14 protein-coding genes and 1 CRISPR repeat array are annotated in these 21,407 nt (G+C 34.0%); of the genes, 7 read left to right on the top strand and 7 right to left on the bottom strand.

The genetic code is table 11. The features are described from left to right. Positions 1-190 precede the first annotated feature (190 nt). Positions 191-901, bottom strand: a complete 711-nt coding sequence (locus ES677_RS02965; protein ID WP_148368204.1) for a DUF4197 domain-containing protein — start codon at positions 899-901, stop codon at positions 191-193. 192 nt (positions 902-1,093) lie between these two features. Here ES677_RS02965 and ES677_RS02960 point away from each other — a divergent pair, with 192 nt between their 5' ends. From ES677_RS02960 to ES677_RS02945, 3 genes are all read left to right on the top strand, one after another. Further along, positions 1,094-2,569: a catalase gene (locus tag ES677_RS02960; protein WP_148380390.1), complete on the top strand. Its 1,476-nt coding sequence runs from the start codon at positions 1,094-1,096 to the stop codon at positions 2,567-2,569. Positions 2,570-2,851: 282 nt separating this feature from the next. Then, the gene (locus tag ES677_RS02955; protein WP_148380389.1) at positions 2,852-6,268 is read left to right on the top strand and encodes a methylmalonyl-CoA mutase family protein; all 3,417 of its coding nucleotides are present in this window, start codon (positions 2,852-2,854) and stop codon (positions 6,266-6,268) included. Between the two features lie 938 nt (positions 6,269-7,206). Then, positions 7,207-7,686: an OsmC family protein gene (locus tag ES677_RS02945; RefSeq protein WP_148380388.1), complete on the top strand. Its 480-nt coding sequence runs from the start codon at positions 7,207-7,209 to the stop codon at positions 7,684-7,686. A 30-nt stretch (positions 7,687-7,716) separates the two neighbouring features. Here ES677_RS02945 and ES677_RS02940 read toward each other — a convergent pair whose 3' ends face one another. From ES677_RS02940 to ES677_RS02930, 3 genes are all read right to left on the bottom strand, one after another. Beyond that, positions 7,717-9,195, bottom strand: coding sequence for a sodium:solute symporter family protein (locus ES677_RS02940; RefSeq protein WP_148380387.1), 1,479 nt, complete (start codon positions 9,193-9,195; stop codon positions 7,717-7,719). Positions 9,196-9,360: 165 nt separating this feature from the next. Next, a complete protein-coding gene (locus ES677_RS02935; protein ID WP_148380386.1) occupies positions 9,361-9,795 on the bottom strand; it encodes a DUF5763 domain-containing protein in 435 nt (144 codons plus the stop codon). Between the two features lie 123 nt (positions 9,796-9,918). Further along, a complete protein-coding gene (locus ES677_RS02930; protein WP_148380385.1) occupies positions 9,919-10,356 on the bottom strand; it encodes a M23 family metallopeptidase in 438 nt (145 codons plus the stop codon). Between the two features lie 304 nt (positions 10,357-10,660). Between ES677_RS02930 and ES677_RS02925 the strand changes: the two genes are divergently transcribed. The 3 genes from ES677_RS02925 (at position 10,661) to cas9 (ES677_RS02915) (ending at position 15,941) form a co-directional block, all read left to right on the top strand. Beyond that, the gene (locus tag ES677_RS02925) at positions 10,661-11,338 is read left to right on the top strand and encodes a class I SAM-dependent methyltransferase (protein ID WP_148380384.1); all 678 of its coding nucleotides are present in this window, start codon (positions 10,661-10,663) and stop codon (positions 11,336-11,338) included. A 293-nt stretch (positions 11,339-11,631) separates the two neighbouring features. Further along, on the top strand, positions 11,632-13,671 hold the full coding sequence (gene cas9 / locus ES677_RS02920) for a type II CRISPR RNA-guided endonuclease Cas9 (RefSeq protein ID WP_148380383.1): 2,040 nt from the start codon (positions 11,632-11,634) through the stop codon (positions 13,669-13,671). A 20-nt stretch (positions 13,672-13,691) separates the two neighbouring features. Further along, positions 13,692-15,941: a type II CRISPR RNA-guided endonuclease Cas9 gene (gene cas9, locus ES677_RS02915; RefSeq protein ID WP_148380382.1), complete on the top strand. Its 2,250-nt coding sequence runs from the start codon at positions 13,692-13,694 to the stop codon at positions 15,939-15,941. 188 nt (positions 15,942-16,129) lie between these two features. Continuing rightward, positions 16,130-17,548: a CRISPR direct-repeat array (repeat unit 36 nt; unit sequence GTTGTGGTTTGATTAAAGATTAGAAAACACGATATT). Positions 17,549-17,924: 376 nt separating this feature from the next. On the opposite strand, the gene cas2 is transcribed toward cas9 (ES677_RS02915), so the two are convergent. Both cas2 and cas1 read right to left on the bottom strand, forming a co-directional pair. After that, positions 17,925-18,254, bottom strand: coding sequence for a CRISPR-associated endonuclease Cas2 (cas2, locus tag ES677_RS02910; protein WP_148368195.1), 330 nt, complete (start codon positions 18,252-18,254; stop codon positions 17,925-17,927). Next, complete coding sequence (gene cas1 / locus ES677_RS02905; RefSeq protein WP_148368194.1) at positions 18,245-19,129, bottom strand: type II CRISPR-associated endonuclease Cas1; 885 nt, start codon at positions 19,127-19,129, stop codon at positions 18,245-18,247. The genes cas2 and cas1 overlap by 10 nt, the downstream gene beginning before the upstream one ends. Before the next feature lie 378 nt (positions 19,130-19,507). Here cas1 and ES677_RS02900 point away from each other — a divergent pair, with 378 nt between their 5' ends. Further along, complete coding sequence (locus tag ES677_RS02900; RefSeq protein ID WP_148380381.1) at positions 19,508-20,368, top strand: phospholipase A; 861 nt, start codon at positions 19,508-19,510, stop codon at positions 20,366-20,368. A 79-nt stretch (positions 20,369-20,447) separates the two neighbouring features. Here the strand turns inward: ES677_RS02900 and ES677_RS02895 are convergent, their stop codons facing one another. After that, entirely contained in the window at positions 20,448-21,305 is an 858-nt protein-coding gene (locus ES677_RS02895; RefSeq protein WP_148380380.1) for an outer membrane beta-barrel protein, read from the bottom strand. Positions 21,306-21,407: the final 102 nt, after the last annotated feature.

Here is a 21,407-nt window from a genome sequence, read left to right as displayed (position 1 = left end):
ATCTTTAGGGAATTCACGTTCATAAATATACGTAAAATATTGAATAATAATGTCTCCGACTTACTCTAATTTAAAGGGTCAATGAAACTTTAACAGAGTCCGTTTTGTAAACTAACGTACTAATTACTTTGTTTCGAAAGAGAATCTTAATACTTCAAATTATTGTAATCAAATAGTGATAATTGTTACGCTAATCTTGTAGTGCAAAAACACGTTTTAACAAGCTTGTAGTTCTAGATCCAACTTTATTTCTAATGTCTTGTTCCTCAATAGCAATCATTTTATAAACGCCCCGTAAAGCTTCATTAGTGACATAATCGGTTAAATCAGGATTAACAGTGCTTGTAAAAGGAATGCTATTGTACTTATTAATTAAGTTTGCCCAAATTTTATCGGCACCTACTTTACTAAAAGATTTTTTAATGATAGGGTTAAACTTGTTGTATAATTCAGTCTGTGTTTTACTAGTTAGATAGAGTGTTGCAGCAGTATCATTACCTAATAAAATAGTTTTGGCATCGTTAAATGTGATGCCTTTTACAGCAGTAATAAAAATTGGGGTCGCTTCACCAACAGCGTCTTCAGCCGCTCTATTTAAAACTTTTAGTCCTTCATCTGCAAGGTTATCTAAACCAATATCGCGCAAAGCTTTATCGACTTTCTGCAATTCTTCTGGTAATAGAATCTTTACTAAGTCATTATTATAATAACCGTTTTCTAACGTTAGTTTAGAGACTTGCTTATCAATTCCTAAATCTAAAGCTTGGCGCAAACCGGCAGCAATATCTGTGTTACTTAAAATGCCGCCAGTTTGTTGCGGATATTGGTTAACCACCTGTTGTAATTCTGCACAAGAATTTAAGGTAAATAGCGCGATGCAAATAATAAGTCCTCTTTTCATTATATATAGTTTTATATGTCCATTCAAAATTAATGTAAAAAGGATAGTTTTTAGGTATGAATAATTCTTTTACGATAGTTTATTGTTATTATTGAATACAGTCAATCAATTATAATTATAGATTAGTTTTACAGTGTTTAATTAGATTTGCAATCAATAAATTAAACACTAGTAACTAATATATAATTGATTATGTCGTCTAAAAAAACACTTACCACACAAGCAGGTACGCCTGTAAATAATTATGAAGATTCTCAAAGCGTAGGAGAGAGAGGGCCTCTTTTATTGCAAGATTATTTTTTACAGGAAAAATTAGCGCATTTTAATAGAGAGCGCATTCCGGAACGTGTTGTACACGCAAAAGGTTCTGGCGCTTATGGAACGTTTACGGTAACACACGACATTACAAAATATACCCGAGCAAAAATATTCTCAGAAATTGGGAAGCAGACTAAAATGTTTACGCGTTTCTCTACTGTAGGTGGCGAAAAGGGGTCGGCAGATGCAGAGAGAGATCCAAGAGGTTTTGCTTTAAAGTTTTATACCGAAGCCGGAAACTGGGATTTAGTAGGGAATAATACTCCTGTGTTTTTTATAAAAGATGCTAAAAAATTTCCAGATTTTATCCATACACAAAAAAGAGATCCTTATACAAATTGTAAATCGGCAACAATGGTATGGGATTACTGGTCGCTAAATCCAGAAAGTTTGCACCAGGTTTTAATTTTAATGAGCGATAGAGGAACACCAAAAACCTTTAGACATATGAATGGCTACGGAAGCCATGCTTTTTCTATGATTAATGCCGATAACGAACGAGTGTATGTTAAGTTTCATTACAAAACGATGCAAGGTATCGAGAATTTTACCGATGCTGAAGCGACCGAAATGCGAGGAATAGATCCCGACCACGCTCAGCGTGATTTAGTAAAATCTATAGATGAAAAGAATTTTCCAAAGTATGCATTAAAAATTCAAGTAATGACTTTAGAGGAGGCAAAAACGTTTAAATGGAACCCTTTCGATGTTACAAAAGTATGGTCGCATAACGACTATCCGTTACAAGATGTAGGGGTGATAGAACTCAATGAAAATCCCGATAATTATTTTGCTCACGTAGAACAATCTGCTTTTGCACCTTCTAATTTAGTGGATGGAATAGGGTTTTCTCCAGACAAAATGTTACAAGGTCGAATATTGTCTTACGCCGATGCGCACCGTTATAGAATAGGCGTTAATTTTGATGCTTTACCAGTAAATAAATGCCCATTTATGGTTAATAATTACCATAGAGATGGCGCAATGCGTAGTGATGGAAATGGGGGAAGCGCTCCAAATTACTTCCCAAATAGTTTTGATGATATTGAAGTCGATGACCAGGCAAAAGGTATTAACTATGCGTTAGAAAGTAATTTAGTAGGGTATTTTGATGGAAACGAGAATGATCATTATACACAGCCTGGAGATTTGTTTAGAATATTTACGCCAGAACAAAAAGCCAATACAATTAGTAATATTGTGGGGGCTATGAGTGGTATTGAGGGCGATAAAAAAGATGAAATTATTAATAGACAATTATGCCACTGGTTTAGAGCAAATGTAGAATTAGGAATGGGAGTAGCTAAAGGTTTAGGAGTTACTATAGACCCAAGCTTGCTAAGACAATAGAGCAAAATATTTTTTATTTATAAAAAAGACGATAAGCTATCTGTATAAAAGTGATGCTTATCGTTCTTTTTTTGCCTTGAAAGCCGTTTTTACTTTTTACTGCAAAACGGTATTTATTTATAACACCGATTAATTGTGGATTACAAATTACAAAACGAATGCCATATTTTGTGCTTCTACAAATCAATAGTGTGCCCTATCATTAGATATTTAAAGATAATAGCCTGTATTTTTTTAATATTCCGTAAATTTGCGCCTACTTAATTTTTGATTATAACACCAATGAAACAAGCAACACCATACAAACCAAAATATAAAGTTAGAATAGTAACCGCAGCGTCTTTATTTGATGGCCACGATGCCTCCATAAATATTATGCGTCGTATTATTCAGTCTACAGGAGTAGAAGTGATTCATTTAGGTCATGACCGTAGTGTAGAAGAAGTGGTCAATACAGCAATTCAAGAAGATGCAAATGCTATTTGCTTAACGTCGTACCAAGGAGGACATAATGAGTATTTTAAGTATATGTACGACCTTTTAAAAGAAAAGGGAGCAGAGCATATTAAAATTTTCGGAGGTGGTGGAGGTGTTATCTTGCCTTCAGAAATTAAAGAATTAATGGATTACGGTATTGAACGAATTTACTCGCCAGACGATGGTCGTGCCATGGGTCTTCAAGGTATGATTAACGATTTAGTACAACTATCGGATTATGCTATTGGAGATGTTTTAAATAATGAAGTAGATAAATTAGCAGAGAAAAATTCACAAGCCATTGCTCGTGTTATTTCTTCGGCTGAAAACTTTCCGGAAGTAGCAAAAGACGCATTAGATAAAATTCATATTAAAAATAAAACCTCTAAAACACCAGTTCTAGGAATCACGGGAACCGGCGGGTCAGGGAAATCGAGTTTAGTGGATGAACTTGTGCGCCGTTTTTTAATAGATTTTCCAGAAAAAACAGTAGGGTTGATTTCTGTAGATCCTTCAAAACGTAAAACTGGAGGTGCTCTTTTAGGGGATCGTATTCGTATGAATGCCATTAATTCACCGAGAGTATATATGCGTAGCTTGGCAACGCGTCAATCTAACTTAGCCTTATCAAAATACGTAAACGAAGCAGTACAAGTGTTAAAAGCTGCAGAATACGATTTAATTATATTAGAAACCTCAGGTATCGGGCAATCGGATACCGAGATAATGGAGCACTCAGACGTTGCTTTATATGTTATGACTCCAGAATTTGGAGCCGCAACGCAATTAGAAAAAATTGATATGCTAGATTTTGCCGATCTAGTAGCGATTAATAAATTCGACAAACGCGGTTCGCTAGATGCGCTTCGCGATGTTAAAAAACAATATATGCGTAACAATAATCTTTGGGATATCCCTCAAGATAAGTTACCAGTATATGGCACTATTGCGTCTCAATTTAACGATCCAGGAATGAACACGCTTTACAAAGCGATTATGGATAAGTTAGTGGAGAAAACAGACTCAGAAATGAAATCTACTTTTGAGGTGGCGCATGAAATGAGTGAGAAAATATTTGTAATTCCACCGAGTCGTACGCGTTACCTTTCTGAAATTGCCGAGAGCAACCGTGCCTACGATAAAACAGCGAATACGCAAGTTGAAGTCGCACAAACACTTTACGGCTTATGTAAAACCATACAGTCTGTGGTCGGTACTGCACCGGTTTTAGATAAATCTGGAATTAACGATGAGATTAATAAAGAGGTAACAGAAGAATCAAAAGATTTTGTAAAATTACTTATTGCAGAATTCGACCGGGTCAAATTAAATTTAGATCCTTATAACTGGGAAATTATTACCGGGTGGAACGATAAAGTAAATAGATATAAAAACCCTATTTATGCGTTTAAAGTTCGTGATAAAGAGATAAAAATTGAAACGCATACAGAGTCGCTATCACACACACAAATACCAAAAATAGCGCTTCCTAAATACAAGGCTTGGGGCGATATCCTAAGATGGTGTTTACAAGAAAACGTGCCAGGAGAATTCCCGTACACTTCAGGATTATACCCGTTTAAAAGAACGGGAGAAGATCCAGCACGTATGTTTGCCGGAGAAGGTGGGCCAGAACGTACAAATCGCCGTTTTCACTATGTAAGTGCCGGTTTACCTGCAAAACGCTTGTCTACCGCTTTCGATAGTGTAACGCTGTACGGAAACGATCCCGATTTACGTCCGGATATTTATGGTAAAATTGGAAATGCAGGGGTTAGTATTTGCTGTTTGGACGATGCTAAAAAACTGTATTCAGGATTTAATTTAGCACACGTATTAACATCGGTGAGTATGACTATTAATGGTCCAGCTCCTATGTTATTAGGGTTCTTTATGAATGCAGCTATCGATCAGCAATGTGAGCTTTATATTAAAGAAAACGAATTAGAAGAAGACGTCGAAGCTAAAATAACTGAAATATATAAAGGTAAAGAACGCCCGCAATACCGCGGCGAATTACCAGAAACTAACGACGGTTTAGGCTTGATGCTTTTAGGGGTTACCGGAGATTTAGTGTTACCGGCAGAGGTTTATGCAGAGATTAAAAAGAATACTATCGCTCAAGTTCGTGGTACAGTGCAAGCCGATATTTTAAAAGAAGATCAAGCACAAAATACTTGTATTTTTTCTACAGAATTCGCATTGCGATTAATGGGAGATGTGCAAGAGTATTTTATTGAGAATAATGTGCGTAACTTCTATTCGGTATCTATTTCTGGGTACCATATTGCCGAAGCTGGCGCCAATCCTATTACACAATTAGCATTGACGTTATCTAATGGTTTTACTTACGTGGAATATTATTTAAGTCGCGGAATGGATATTAATAAATTCGGACCAAACTTATCGTTTTTCTTCTCTAATGGTGTCGATCCAGAATATGCGGTAATCGGTCGTGTGGCTCGTAAAATATGGGCTAAAGCTATGAAGCATAAATATGGCGCCAATGCAAGAGCACAAATGCTTAAATATCATATCCAGACGTCTGGACGTAGTTTGCACGCTCAGGAGATTGATTTTAACGATATTCGTACAACACTGCAAGCGTTATACGCAATTTACGACAACTGTAACTCGTTGCATACAAATGCTTACGATGAAGCGATTACAACGCCAACAGAAGAGTCTGTGCGTCGTGCCATGGCTATTCAGTTAATTATTAATAAAGAATTAGGTTTAGCGAAGAACGAAAACCCAATTCAAGGCTCTTTCATTATTGAAGAGTTAACCGATTTAGTGGAAGAAGCGGTTTTATTAGAGTTTGATAGAATTACCGAGCGTGGTGGTGTTCTAGGGGCGATGGAAACAATGTACCAACGTAGTAAAATACAAGAAGAAAGTTTGTATTATGAAACACTGAAACATAATGGCGAATTCCCAATTATTGGTGTAAATACGTTCCTAAGTTCTAAAGGATCACCAACGGTGGTGCCAGCGGAAGTTATTAGAGCTACAGAAGAAGAGAAAGAATCTCAGATTAACACACTTCGTAATTTACAAGAATCAAATGATACTTCAGCGTTATTAAAAGACCTTCAAGATAGAGCGGTTAATAACGAGAATATATTTGAAGCCTTAATGGAGGTGTGTAAAGTGTGTTCTCTTGGAGAAATCACGTCATCACTATTCGAAGTTGGAGGGCAGTATAGACGAAATATGTAATTAAATTAGAGATTTATTTTCTCATATAACTATTAAAAAGATAGCCTTAGGGCTGTCTTTTTTTTTGGATTTAATTCTCTGATGGAATATTTTGCTGCGAGTCGTTGGTGGGGCTGCGTTGGGTTCTCGTGATAATTCTCGCGATGGCATAGAACAGTTCGCGAGCTTTCCGTAGCTCTTCTCTCTCTCTCTCTCTCTCTCTCTCTCTCTTTCTTTCTTTCTTTCTTTCTTTCTTTCTTTCTTCTAGAAATTGCGCTCGAAATTGCTTCAGAAATCTCGAATTTAATCTATCCAGAATTTTCTTATATTTACGGATGGAATATGAAAAATAGAAAACGGAATAGATTAGAAGCGTATAATTATTAGCGAGATAATTTAATTGCGTTACGATCTGTGTGCAAGATAAAGTATGTTGTTTTGCTGAGGTTTTGAATATTTCTTCATTTGAAAAATCTAATATCGTAATGTACTTAAAGGCGTATGGCAAAATAGTTTTAGAACGCTTGCAATGGCTACCAACCCAATAGGAATATGTTGTGTTTCACGCTAGTGTGGTAATGCCAAATCACGTACACGTTATTATAGAGATAGACAGCTTGAAAGCTTCTGGAAAAGAGGTTAAAATAAAATCGTTGTCAAGTGTAGTCGGTGCTTTTAAAACATCGACATCTTAACACATTCATCTTTCTGGTTTTAGTGCATTTAAATGGCAGCGCTCTTTTCACGATGCTATTATTAGAGATCAAAAAGGGTATCGGAATATTTCAAATTATAGTCCTAAAAATCCTGAGAAATGATATGAAGACACCTTTTATAGTACGTCTTAATTATGGGTTCTAGAGTATCTGTTTTATTGATCTTGGTTTTTCAAAGACGTTAACAAGAGCACACCTCTTTTATGGCAGCGCATTTCATTATCTTTAGCTTTAAAAATAAATATGCATTTAAATCATACTTTTAAAGCCACCGTAGTTTGGACACTAAAAGAAGGAGAAAGTACTAGTAAACCAAGAACTTTCAGTCGGAATCATAGTGTTCATATTTCAGATTTTAAGCCAGATTTGTCGGTTTCTGCTGCCAAAGCGTTTCGAGGTGACGACTCGTGTTACAATCCTGAAGATTTGTTACTTTCGGCTTTAGTTTCTTGTCATATGATGTCTTATTTATATGTTTGTACGCAAAATGGTATTGAAGTGATACACTACACCGATAATGCCGAAGCTTTTTTAAAAGTTAACCCTTCTGGAAGCGGGTTCTTTAATCGCGCTATTTTAAAACCATTAGTAACTATTACAGAGGCTTCAAAAAAAGACTTGGCGATACAATTGCACGAGAAAGCACATCACTTGTGTTTTATTGCTAATTCTTGTAATTTTCCGATTGAAATTCAGCCGGAGATAGTCGTAAATACGCTCTAAATTAGAAGGATTACTTCCGAAGAAAACAAATTAATTATACTTTTTCAATACGACTGTTTTTCGGTTTAAAATATTAGCTTTTTGAATAAAACGTCTGCTTCTTTCAAAATCGGGACTTGTAAAAAGACTACAAACCACGTACACTATTAACGATGCTGAAAGTCCGATAATCGCTTGTTTTGCTGATGCAATGTCCCAATCGACGGGCAAATCTACACCTAAAGCAACCAAGAGGTTGTATGTCGAGAATAAGAGTCCGAAAACCATAGAAATAGTTGCGGCTTTTGCAGTTCCTCGAGCCCATAAAAAGCCGAAAATTAAAGGTACAAATGCCCCACTAGTAAGAAAGTCGGAACCAATCCAAGAAATGGTTAATACCGATTTAATTTTAAGTGCAATAAATAATGCAATGGTACACATTATTAAGGTGGACCAGCGCGCAATTTTTACACTTTGGTTCTCTGTGGCTTCGGGATTTATGTATTTTTTATGAATATCGACAGTAAGCGATAAGGCCCCCGTGTTAATTAAAGAGTCCATCGTAGACATCATCGCCGAGCATAAACCCAAAAAAAGCAGAGCACTAAGTAATGGGTTTTCTATTTTACTAATAAGATCTGGTACAATACCAACTTGAGGAACAGTATCATAAATGACACTACTAAACATTCCTGTGTAAGTAACCATAAGGTATAGCGGGATAAAGGCCAAAAAGCTAATAACCATCATTTTTTTTGCATCGGAGGCTTTTTTTGCTGCCGAAATACGTTGCCAAATATTCGCTTGAATCATCCACGAGGTTCCAAAAGTGATCACATAAGCTAGATTATCTGATACTTTATTAAAAAATGAAGTGTAGCCCGTGTTACCGTTGGCTATTGCAGTAGACTTTACAGCTTCCATCCCTCCCGATTGTGTGTAGGTAAGATAAAACAGAAAAATTCCTGTAAAGAGAAAGAAAATAAACTGTAGGAAATCGGTAATAACAACACCTCGAAATCCACCAAATAAAGAATACGTTAATACGATTACGGTGCCTATTAGCGCGCCCATTTCGTAAGAAATATTAAAAAAAGCATTAAAAAACTTCCCGATAACAATGACTTGAATGGCGGAAGCGATTACCATAAAGATAATAATAAATACGGTTAATAATAGGGCAACATTATCGTTGTAGCGCTCCCTCATTAACTGCGGTTGCGAGAGACTGCCAATATTTCTAATACCTTTGGCAAACAGAAACATTAATGCGGTGGCAATAAGCACGGGAACACCGTAAATCCAGAAAGAGCTCAATCCGTTTTGGTGGGCGTGATCGACCAAATCTATCGCGGAACCACCACCCCACCAAGACGCAATAAATGTAATGGCAAGTAGCCAAGCCGGTAATTTTCGAGAACCCAAAAAGTAATCTTCGCTGTTTTTACTTTTCCTATTTCGTATTCCAATAGTAATTATTCCTAAAACATAAAGTGATAGAAATAGAATGGTAAGGGTGTTATTGGGCATAGCGTGTTCGTGGTACGTTAATTATTGCGCAAAAATAAGTAATTAGGTTTAATCCTTATGGCTTCAGTTGGTTTTAGATTTAATCTTATTGTATTTGAGGAAAAATCTGATAGTTTTCTCTCTTTCAGCTTAAACAACTATAATTCAGGATATTAAAAGTGTTTTTTATTGATGCTGATAGCAATGTCCGCCGCTTTTTACTTTTCTTTTACAGGAGTTGCCAGCTTGGGTACGCGCGCCACAAGTAGCAGTTGTAGTGTTGGGGTATTTAGAAGCTTTAATAGAAGAAGAGTTGTTTTGTTTTGTATGCTGATAACAATATCCGTTTGCAATTCTGGTGTTGTGTTTGCATCTGGAGCCTTTTTTAGTAAAGCCTCTACATCTCTCCGATTCCGATTGTTCTACCGCTTTGTTTGAAGCGGAATAAGTGCGCGAACGATAAGATAAAACGGAAGGTTTACAAATTTTGCAAGGCGCTAAGTTGGATTTTGAAATGTCGTTCGCTCCTAAAAGTTGTTTCGAGACGTTTTCAACCATTCTACACGATGATAAATGGTATTTCTTGCCGGAAGGTGTTTTGTAAACACTTTGCGCGTGCATAGAAATGCTGGTTACACATAAAAATAAGAGTAAATAATACTTCATAAGTAGGCTAAACTAATTAAAAGGAGTTCATTTTCTATATTTAATCTTGTGAATTTCTTGGTTTCAAATATGGTAGTGTTAAGCACCTTTTAAAAAATCAATAGGATTTAAATAAAACATTTTACGCCAACCTTGTCTATCCGTATCTATGCGCCAAATATAAGGGATAATAGGTGCTATTGCATAATGTAAATGTTGTGATTTTCCGGCTGCATTTCCGTTAGTTCCAATGGTTCCAATGGTTGGTTTTTTGGTAACCATAGATAGTGTGCTTGTTTTTAAATCGTTTAGATGCGCGTAATAATGTAAACGCCATTTGGGGTCTAGTATAACCACTATATTTCCACCCATTCTTATTGTGCCAGAACATAAAACAAGACCTGACGTGGCAGCGCTAATCTTAGTTCCCTTTTTAGCAAGAATATCCACCCCTTTATGAGTTACCGATTTCCTCCAAGGATAACACCAATACGATTTCGAATTAAAGTCGGAAGTGGTAGCACCGTTTACTGGCATTTTTAAATTCTGCGGAACTAAAAGACCAATTACTACGAGCGCTAAAAATGATATGAAGAAGAGTGTGCATTTTTCAAAATACTGATAAAGGCGTTGCTGAGGGGGGGCGAGTAAATAGGAAGCTTACCAACCTTGAGGTTTGTAACAAAGCATCACCATAGTTTTATAAGCTATAAAATACGCATAAAACAGGAGGTTAAACCTCATAATACTTTATTGCATATTATGTAGTAGATTGTATTAATATTACATTTATAAACGCGTAATTATACCGTTATAGTTTACAAATAACGCTAAAGTATTTATGAAAAAGAAAGAGAGTGAGACTAAAAAAATAAAGACGGCCTGGCCAACCAAAATGGCAATGGCGCAGGTTTACGAAATGAAACTTTGGGGTGGTAATAGTGCTAGTTTCTATTCTGGTGCAGGATCGCATGCGCCAGAAATAGTAAATCCATATATAGATGCGGTAACCTCATTTTTAACAGCTTTTGAAAGTCCGATAGTAGTGTGCGATTTGGGTTGCGGGGATTTTAATGTGGGAAAAAAATTGGTAAAGTATACCAAGAGCTATACTGCGGTAGATATTGTAACAGACCTAATAGAGCATAATAAAAAACAGTTTAAAGCAGAAAATTTAGAATTTTACTGTTTGGATATTGCCGTAGACGAATTGCCTTTGGGAGATTGTGCTTTATTGCGACAAGTGCTCCAGCATTTATCGAATGCAGAGGTGCAAAATATACTGTGTAAGTTAAGCGGCTTTAAATATGTTATTATAACAGAACATCTCCCCGATGGCGATTTTATATGTAATACAGACATTATTTCGGGACAAGGGACTAGACTGAAAAAACATAGTGGTTTAAATGTATTAGCTCCACCCTTTAATTTAAAGATAACAGCCGAAAAACAATTGTTATCTATCACTTTAAAAGAAGGTAAAGGAAGTATCGTTACTACGCTGTATACACTGTTTTAGTTTGTGATAATAGAAGTTTAGGGATTATTTTAATGAGAGTTGTTGTGTGTTTTACCACAATAATAATTGTGCGGTGGGGTTGTAATATTCTTTTAAACAAAAAAAAGTCCTACCGAAGCAGGACTAAAGATTTTCATCTACGGCATATAGCCTTATTGTGATAAGATTAAAGATTAGAAATTTTAATCAGTTACAAATATAGTGAATAAGTTTTAAATATACAATGTGGAAAACCGTAATGTGGAGAATTATGTTTTTTGTAGCTTTAGGGTTCGAAATAACAAAATGTATTTATGGCGAAGATTTTAGGATTAGATTTAGGAACCAACTCGATTGGTTGGGCAGTAGTAGAAAAGGAAAAAAGCGAAAAAGAATATTCATTAATTGATAAAGGGGTTAGGATATTTACCGAAGGAGTAAATATAGAGGCGAAGACAAGTAGTGAAAGCTCAAAAGCTGCGCAACGAACAGATTATAGAAGTGGCAGAAAACTAAAATACAGAAGAAAGCTGAGGAAATTAGAAGTGTTAAAAGTTTTATCTGATAATAATTTATGTCCTGAGTTATCCTCTGAAGAACTAAAACTTTGGAGGTATAAAAAAGTTTATCCTAATAATGATGAATTTAGATTGTGGCTACGTACTGATAATCAAGACGATAAGCTAGATAGAAAGCAGCGAAATAAAAACCCATATGCTTTTCGTTTTAAAGCTTCAACACAAAAATTAGATTTAAATAAAATAATTGACAAGCAAGAGTTAGGTAGAGCTTTTTACCACATAGCACAAAGACGTGGTTTTTTAAGTAATAGACTGGATACATCAGATAATTCAATTATTGAGGAAAAAAATGCGGAAATTGAAGATGTTATTCGGCACTCTAATTCCTCTGAAGAGTTGCTTGAAGTTTACAAGGATTTTTTGGAATCTTATGATAAGGCAGATACTAACAGTAAAGCATTATTTACATTAGGCAGAGCATTTAAATCTATTTTGAAAGAGAATAGTGAGGAAGCTTTTGAAAATGTAAAAGAAAAACTGACCGAAAGATTAAACCGTAAAGAATTTCTTGGTAAAGTTAAGAGTGCTATTAGCGATTTATCTGCTAAAATAGAAGACACCAATTGTAATACTTTAGGTGAATATTTTTATGGTTTACATAAAGAAGGAGAAAGAATTAGAAATAATTACACGCATAGAGAAGAACATTATCTGCATGAGTTTAACACCATTTGCGATAAACAAAATCTTCCAACGGCCTTAAAAAAAGATATTGAAAATGCCATATTTTATCAAAGACCTTTAAAATCTCAAAAAGGACTAGTGGCAAAATGCCCGTTAGAAAATGACAAAGCTTGCATGCCTGTTTCTCATCCTGATTTCGAAGTATTTAGAATGTTAAGTTTTTTGAATACCATTAAAATTAGAACGTTAGAAGACGATAAGTTAAGAGTTTTAAATTTTCAGGAAAGAGCAATTATTGAACCACTCTTTTTTAGAAAATCTAAACCTAATTTTGATTTTTCAGAGATAGCAAAAAAGTTAACGCCAAAACATTTAATCTACGGATACTACAAAGATAAAAATGCAAAGGATTTTAATGTGTTATTCAATTTTGGAAACTATGCAAATGTTAGTGGTTGCCCTACGATTGCAAATTTGAGGTATGTATTTGGTGAGGACTGGAAAACGTATTTAATTAATAATTTTAATAAACAAAACAAGGATGATTCTAATAAATCTGACCATCAGATTATTGATGCTATTTGGCATGTGCTTTTTAGATTTGATAATACCGAAAAACTAAAACAGTTTGTAAGAGATAATTTGGATTGCGATGAAGAAACGGCTTCAAAATTTTCAAAAATAAAATTGAAACAAGATTATGGTTCGTTAAGTTTAAAAGCGATACGTAATATTTTACCCTATCTAGAAACAGGCTTACTCTATTCTCACGCAGTATTTTTAGCTAATATGAAATCTGTACTTCCAAAGGATATTTGGAGTAATAAAAATGATAGAGAGATTATTAACAAAGAAGTGTTTTCAATAATAGACAACTATACAAATTATAAAAACACGATTAACATTGTAAACGGTTTAATTAAAAATGTAAAGACTAACCAAGAAACTTGGAACAGTTCAAATGCTTTTGTAATAGAGGCTTATAAAAAAGACCTAAACACTGTTATAGAAGATTATTATGGTTTAAAACGATGGGATTCTTTTTCTGAAGATGATAAGGAAGTTGTTTTAAAAGATAATTTCGAACTTTTTTCAAAACAAATGAAATTAAACTCTGGTCAAGGAGAATTCATAAAAAAGAAACCTTAGACGAACGCGTAAAAATTTTTTTGCGTGATAATTTTAACGTTGATGAAGAAAAACTTAAAAGCCTTTATCATCCCTCTGCAATTGAAGTTTATAATAAAGCAAAACGTAGCGATAAAGACGGTAAACTCTATTTGGGTAGTCCATTAATATCAGCAATTAAAAATCCAATGGCAATGCGCGCTTTGCATCAATTACGAAAAGTGATTAACCAACTTATAAATGATGATGTTATAGATGAGAATACAACCATTCGTATAGAGATGGCAAGGGAACTAAAGAGTGCCAATGAGAGAGGTGCTATAAGGCAATGGCAGAACGGTTTACAAAACAATAGAAACTATTATATTGAAGACATAAAAAAGCTTTATAAAGAAGATTGCGGATTAGACATAGAGCCCTCTGAAGATGAGGTTTTAAAATTTCAACTGTGGATAGAGCAAAATAAAGTTTGTTTGTATACGGGAAAGAATATTAGTATTTGTGATTTTATTGGTGCAAATCCAAAATTTGATATTGAACACACTATTCCTCGAAGTAAAAGTTTAGATAATTCACAAAATAATAAAACACTCTGTTGTTCGGTGTATAACAGAGATATTAAAAAGAACAAAATACCTTCCGAATGTAATAACCATAACGAAATTTTACCAAGAATAAAACATTGGTATGCAAAATACAAAGGTTTAGAAAATCAAATAAGAGATATTAATAAAAAGGTAAGAGCCTCTACTACAAAAGAGAATAGAGATACTAACATTCAAAAAAGAGCAAAATTACGTTTTGAGTACAACTACTATCGTAATAAATATAAAACTTTTACAATGGTAGAAGTCCCGAGAGGGTTTAAAAATAGTCAATCTGTAGATATTGGAATCATTAGCAAATATGGTAATTTATTTTTAAAGTCTTTGTTTGCACAAGTATACCCAGTAAAAGGAAAAACAACATCCAATCTTAGAGAGGTTTGGGGATTAGATAAAAAGGAGCGAATAAATCACGCACATCATGCCAAAGATGCGGTTGTAGTAGCATGTTGTTCTAAAGATATAAATGATGCTTTGGCAGAATACTATCATAATTACGAAGATTATAAGTTTTATGGCAAACCAAAGCCATCGTTTAAGCACAGAATTCCATGGAAAGGTTTTAATAACGATGTCAATAATTTTGATGATAATACGTTAATTAGCCATCATACTTCAGATGTTTTACCAATTCAAAGTAAAAAAGCAATACGTAAGCGAGGTATTATACAAAGAAATGAAAACGGGGAAATAAAATACAAACAAGGAGACACTGTAAGAGGTGCATTGCATAAAGAAAGTTTTTATGGTGCAATAAAACGAGAAGAAAAAAATAAAAAAGGGGAAGTACAAGAGGTTATAAAATATGTATTTAGAAAACCTTTAGAAGATTTTTCTGATACAGATTTAAAGAATATTGTAGACGACACAGTTAAAGAAATTGTTATTAGTGGCCGTAAACAAGAAAAACTATTAAAGAAAGAAATTGAGGCATTAAAAAAGCAGATTAATAAAGTAGATGACACTGAAGAAGCGATTTTAATAACACAAATAGAAGCATTCACAAACATAATTGAAAACGAACTTTATGTTTTGCCTAATCAAAAAGGGGATCCAGTTCCAATAAAAAAAATCAGATATTTTACAACCGATGTAAAAGTTCCTCTAGAAATTAAAAAACATCGTGACATTTCAAGACACGAGCATAAGCAACATTATTTCACTAAAAACGACAGTAATTATTGTATGGCCATTTATGAAGGTGTTAATCCAAAAGATAAAGTGGAGCGTTCTAATACTTTAGTTAATAATCTAGATGCAGGAAGCTATTTTAAAAAGAGTAATACTGATAATAAGATTTACCCAATAGTCCCAGAAAAAGATGAGAATAATAATCCTTTAAAATATATTTTAACAAAAGGTAAAATGGTGCTTATTTATGATAAAACCCCTAAGGAATTGTATGAAATGGAGCAACAACAATTGCTGGAACATTTATTTAAAATTACACAGTTGGATGTTGAAGCTTCCTGTATTAAACTTTTGCACCATACGGAAGCTAGAGAAAAGAAGGTGATAACATCATTTATGGGTTTGAAATCTGGTATGAAAGGCGGTAAAAATATAGGTGAATATAAAAAATTTCCTTGGCTAAAAGTTGGTGTTAATAGTTTTGATTGCTTAGTGGAAGGTTATGATTTTAAAATATCGCCTGCAGGAAAACTAAGTTTTTTAAAACATTTATAAGTTACTAGAAAATGTGTCGAGTTCATTTCGTTTTTAGTTGTCTTCGATAAAGATTGGAAAATGAGGTACGAGATTCGAAGCAGGCAAAGCGAACAAATCGCCATTATTATGATTAGTATAAGCATTGTGCCTCGTGGTTTAATTAGAAAACACGATATTAACCGTAAAAGTTGTATTAGCGATTGCGGGTTGTGGTTTGATTAAAGATTAGAAAACACGATATTTAACAGCGAACTCTTCAGCAAACCCGTCTGGTTGTGGTTTGATTAAAGATTAGAAAACACGATATTCCAATCCCATTTTTTGTGTTTGCTATTTGAGTTGTGGTTTGATTAAAGATTAGAAAACACGATATTTTTTTAGAGAAGTTTTCGCGTTCTTCTACTGTTGTGGTTTGATTAAAGATTAGAAAACACGATATTCTTTGGGCTTTCTGTTAAAATAACCGTGAGGTTGTGGTTTGATTAAAGATTAGAAAACACGATATTATTAGTTTGTTCATATTTTTATACGATATAGTTGTGGTTTGATTAAAGATTAGAAAACACGATATTACACGCTCTTAGATACTCTCTAACTGTTTGGTTGTGGTTTGATTAAAGATTAGAAAACACGATATTTTTTTTCTGGAGCTTAAGTTCGTCAAGTCTGTTGTGGTTTGATTAAAGATTAGAAAACACGATATTAATTATTAAACCCCACTTATTAATTTAGGGTTGTGGTTTGATTAAAGATTAGAAAACACGATATTGAAGAGTTAGATACACAGCCTTTGAATATGTTGTGGTTTGATTAAAGATTAGAAAACACGATATTTACATTGTTATTGATGTTGTCGGTGCGTCGTTGTGGTTTGATTAAAGATTAGAAAACACGATATTGATTGAGGTGTTTGATATTGATAAGGTGCAGTTGTGGTTTGATTAAAGATTAGAAAACACGATATTTATCTAAACCATACATCTTGTATCTTTTCAGTTGTGGTTTGATTAAAGATTAGAAAACACGATATTAACAACCGACGGAATACGTAAGAGTCAAAGGTTGTGGTTTGATTAAAGATTAGAAAACACGATATTTCAGGCTCCAGATAGAGAACCTCAAGGAAGGTTGTGGTTTGATTAAAGATTAGAAAACACGATATTAATAGAAAAGCAGCGCCAAAGCCTTATTAAGTTGTGGTTTGATTAAAGATTAGAAAACACGATATTTGATTTTACTTTATCAGTATCAGGGGATTAGTTGTGGTTTGATTAAAGATTAGAAAACACGATATTTGAGAGTGTTTATAAGCGTCAAGGAAAAGAGTTGTGGTTTGATTAAAGATTAGAAAACACGATATTCTTTCTCGATAGCCATATTCTTTTCGCCTTGTTGTGGTTTGATTAAAGATTAGAAAACACGATATTAACAACTTTTTTAACTGTAGAAGACCACAAGTTGTGGTTTGATTAAAGATTAGAAAACACGATATTCACACCAACTAAATACCACCAAATGAGCCAGTTGTGGTTTGATTAAAGATTAGAAAACACGATATTTCTTTTACTACACACGGCACGAGTAATCCTGTTGTGGTTTGATTAAAGATTAGAAAACACGATATTAGTCGGCTTGTTATCGACTTATAGTAAGCTGTTTAGGTAAGGATATTGTTTTAAAAAATGCTTCTTTTTTGTTCTGATAAGGCACTCTTGAGGCATTTTTTAGTTTTAAACAGTTTTTTAAGTGCTATTTTTTAAAAAATAGTAGTGTATAATTAAAAAGAGTTTAATTTTATTAGCCCCCTTTCAAAATAAAAGATGTCTCTTACTTTTTAAAATAACATCTTGCTTTTAGTAAATTATTTTGAGAAGATATTGAAGGTGTTTTTTCTTTTAAAGTCTATCCTATTTGTTAGTTAGTATCAAGTATTGTTCTTGGTTCTAAGAGTACAGCGGTCTCATGTCTATTATCGTTCTAGAATGAAAAAAAAATAAATCGTTAAAACAACTCCAGTTGCGTGGGTAAAGGGTCTTTAGAGACTGCAGCTTTACCCCAAAAATTCATAATGTTTCCAAACTGTTTATCTGTAATACGCAAAATACTAACCTTACCTAACGGCGGTAATAAGCGTTTAATTCGTTTTTCATGCACATCAGCACTTTCACTACTGGCGCAATGTCGCATATATACAGAATATTGCATCATTGTAAACCCGTCTTTTAAAAGGTTTTTTCTAAATCCTGACGCATTACGTCTGTCTTTAATAGTCTCGGTAGGTAAATCAAAAAAAACAAATAACCACATAATTCTATAAGCGTTTAATTCCATAACTGTGGAAACTTAATTTTTTTTCTATGTCCGGTATAGCATTGCTGCAACGAACTCGCTGTTTTTTGCAAGCCTACCATTACTGTGCTTTTTTCATTTTTAAAAAATACGGTTCGCGTAAGTGTTTTTAGTAGTTCCGATTTAATATCCGTAGTTAGCTCTTGCTCATCATAATGTTCCATTATAAAATGGACCGCTTCATCCACTATTGGTCTAAAGGGTTCCATAATATCGTCTGCCAAAGCAAAGGCATTATATTTGTTTTTATGATGTATGCCTAAGGTGTTTAATAATCCACTTCCTGACAAAGCTCTCGCTGTTGCTGCTCTTAAAATAGCGTAACCATAATTCAGAAAATTATTGGGGTAATTACCATAACGCTCACGTTTAAAGTCTTGCTCAAAAAACGATTTCCAATAAAAGTTAGCAGCAACGCCTTCCATATTACTAGTGTCTCCGCTTAATACTTTACTTGCAATAAAATCGAATTTATTATTCTGTTGTGTTATTTGTTCTAAAAGAAATCCCTGGTTTTTAATTTTCTCGATCACTGTTTGCTGCCAAAGTTGTTTTTTTAAGGGAAGACTAGCCATAATTTGATGTCTAAAAAGCTGTTGTTGTTTGTGGTGGCTATTTAAATTTAAGAATAAACCATTTGGTAAATGAGAAGCGTCGCATATTATAACGGCAGCGTTATTAGCAATGAGTAAATTTAAGGTGGGAATACTAATAAAAACTTCTGGGCTATCTATAACTATAAACCCAATGTCTTCAATGGGTATACTGCCTTCTCGAGTCTCGTTTTTTATTATAAGTTGAAGGTTTTTACATGAGACTTTACTTTTTCGTTCAATTAATACCGTCTTTTTTAGCATATAAGATATTTTTTATACAGTAATATACCAATACTAAGTATAATAAAGAAATTTTATGCGGTGTATAATAGAAAGACTGTTTCAGGATAATCTAGCAGTTGTACTCATAGGGCATTTCTCTGTCGTCTCTAATAATGGTAAAATCGCAATTGTCGCTTCTTTACTCGTTTATGGACTAAATGTGGTTGTGGTTATTATAAATTTACGGTGTGATATAAGTAGTTTAAGTATATAAAAATTTATTTTTTTCCATTAGATTAAATCAATAGTTTTGTTGTGTTATTTTTTGCATAGTTATAACTATCTAAAAAGAGTGCTTGAAAAATAAATAAGTACTTAAAAACTTCTGCATTATAAATAAAACAGTCTCCATATTATATGAAAAAAAATAAAGTTAAACACTCAAGTCGTTTTGTTATTGCGCTAGTAATAGTTGTGCTTTCATCTACTCTTTGTAGTGCGCAGTCTATTTTGAAAGAAGAGTATAACGATTCCATACGTAAACTACCGTATTTTTCTATTCACAAAAACAATTACTTTATTTCGGGTGTGCCCACCAATAAACATATTGACCGCAATACGGCAAATGCAAAATACCAAATAAGTTTTAAACAAATGATCTCTCGAGACGCCCTGCCGTGGGACGCTTATTTATTTATAACTTATACGCAAAAGGCCTTTTGGGATATTTACAAAGAGTCGCTTCCGTTTCGCGATATTAATTTTAACCCTTCAGTGGACGTTGGTAAAGCTATATTCAATAAAAATAATGAATTGCAAGGTATTTTGGGACTGTCTCTGGAGCACGAATCTAATGGTAGAGATAGTATAGCATCTAGAAGTTGGAACCGATTAACGGCAAATTATACCACAACTATTTTAAAAAATACGACCGCAAGTTTTGAGGTGTGGCTGCCATTTATGTATAAAGAAAATAATGCTGATTTGCTGGAATATGTGGGGCTAGGAGAGATTAATATCTCCCACGAAATAAAAAGGAATAAACTTTATGCGGAGGTGATGGTGCGTAAAGGTTTAAATTTTAATGGCAAAGGAGTTGTGAGATCGCGTATTTATTATAATCCGTTTAAACGTAATCTATCCAATCAATATATAATGTTAGAATGGTATTTGGGCCAGGCCGAAACTTTATTAGATTACCAACAATCGCGAAGTATAATTCGCTTAGGTTACGTTATAAAAAGTAACGAGTTTAATTGGTTTAAACAAAGGAAATAGGGGGCGTTAAAAAACAAAAAAAAAAGCTGATAAGAATGTTGGAAAACATAATTATCAGCTTTTTTTTTAAGAGACTGTTTTATTTTGTTGCTGAGTTGAATTTGTAAGTCACACCAAAATTAATTCCGAAAGAAGAATAAGGTACTTTTTCAGCTAATTTTTTAGAAGGATCAGTGTTGTCATTCGATAACTCATCTACGTAAGTTGTTTTTTTAACATAGCCTGCTGGTAAATTATCTAAGCTGTAAAATCCGCTTTGAGCAACGGTACCGTCTGGTAATTTGATGTCTGTATTAAACTCTGTAATTTCAGAATCTTTACGTTTTAAGCTAATACCATAGTATTCTGCTTCCACAAATAAACCAAAGTTATTGCCTAAGTCAAATTTATACCCAAGCGCTCCAACAAATCCTAAAGGAAATTGGCCGTGAAAATCTTCTACGTAATCCGTTTCAGAATACGAACCTTCTGGCAGGCCTTGAGCATTTGCTTCTGCAGGAGAGAATGTAGATCTTTGGTTAACTACAGCTTCAGTTTTACCCCCAACTTTAATTAACGCTCCAAAACGACCGTAAAGATTATTTGTAAATTTGTAAACTATAGAAGCTGATGCTCCAAAAGCACGTGCTCTAGCAACTGCATCTACCTGTTGACCTGGTACATTCACTTCAGAAATAGTTTGGTCCGTACCATGAAGATACCCCATAGCGATATCTGCCCCAAATGAATCGTTGAAAAAGTAAGTCCCTCTTATTTGAACATTAGCGCCCTCACCGTAACTGCCATAAGAGTTTTCTCTTTCAGAGGCTGTAACCGTTTCGCCTAATTTCATACCCGCACTACCCATTGCGTAACCTGTACTAGCAGATATTTCAAATTGAGCATAAGACATTGTGCTCATAAATAACACTGCTAAAAGTACTATTTTTTGTTTCATAATTTTTGATTTTAATTCAAAGCAATTTAAAGATTATAAAACACTTTAGCAACACACTTATGTACTGTTATCCATAAATAGCGTTAAATATTTACAACGCCA

Source organism: Bizionia gelidisalsuginis (assembly GCF_008086185.1).
Classification (GTDB): Bacteria; Bacteroidota; Bacteroidia; order Flavobacteriales; family Flavobacteriaceae; genus Bizionia; species Bizionia saleffrena.
This window is presented reverse-complemented; position numbering and strand designations above follow the sequence as displayed.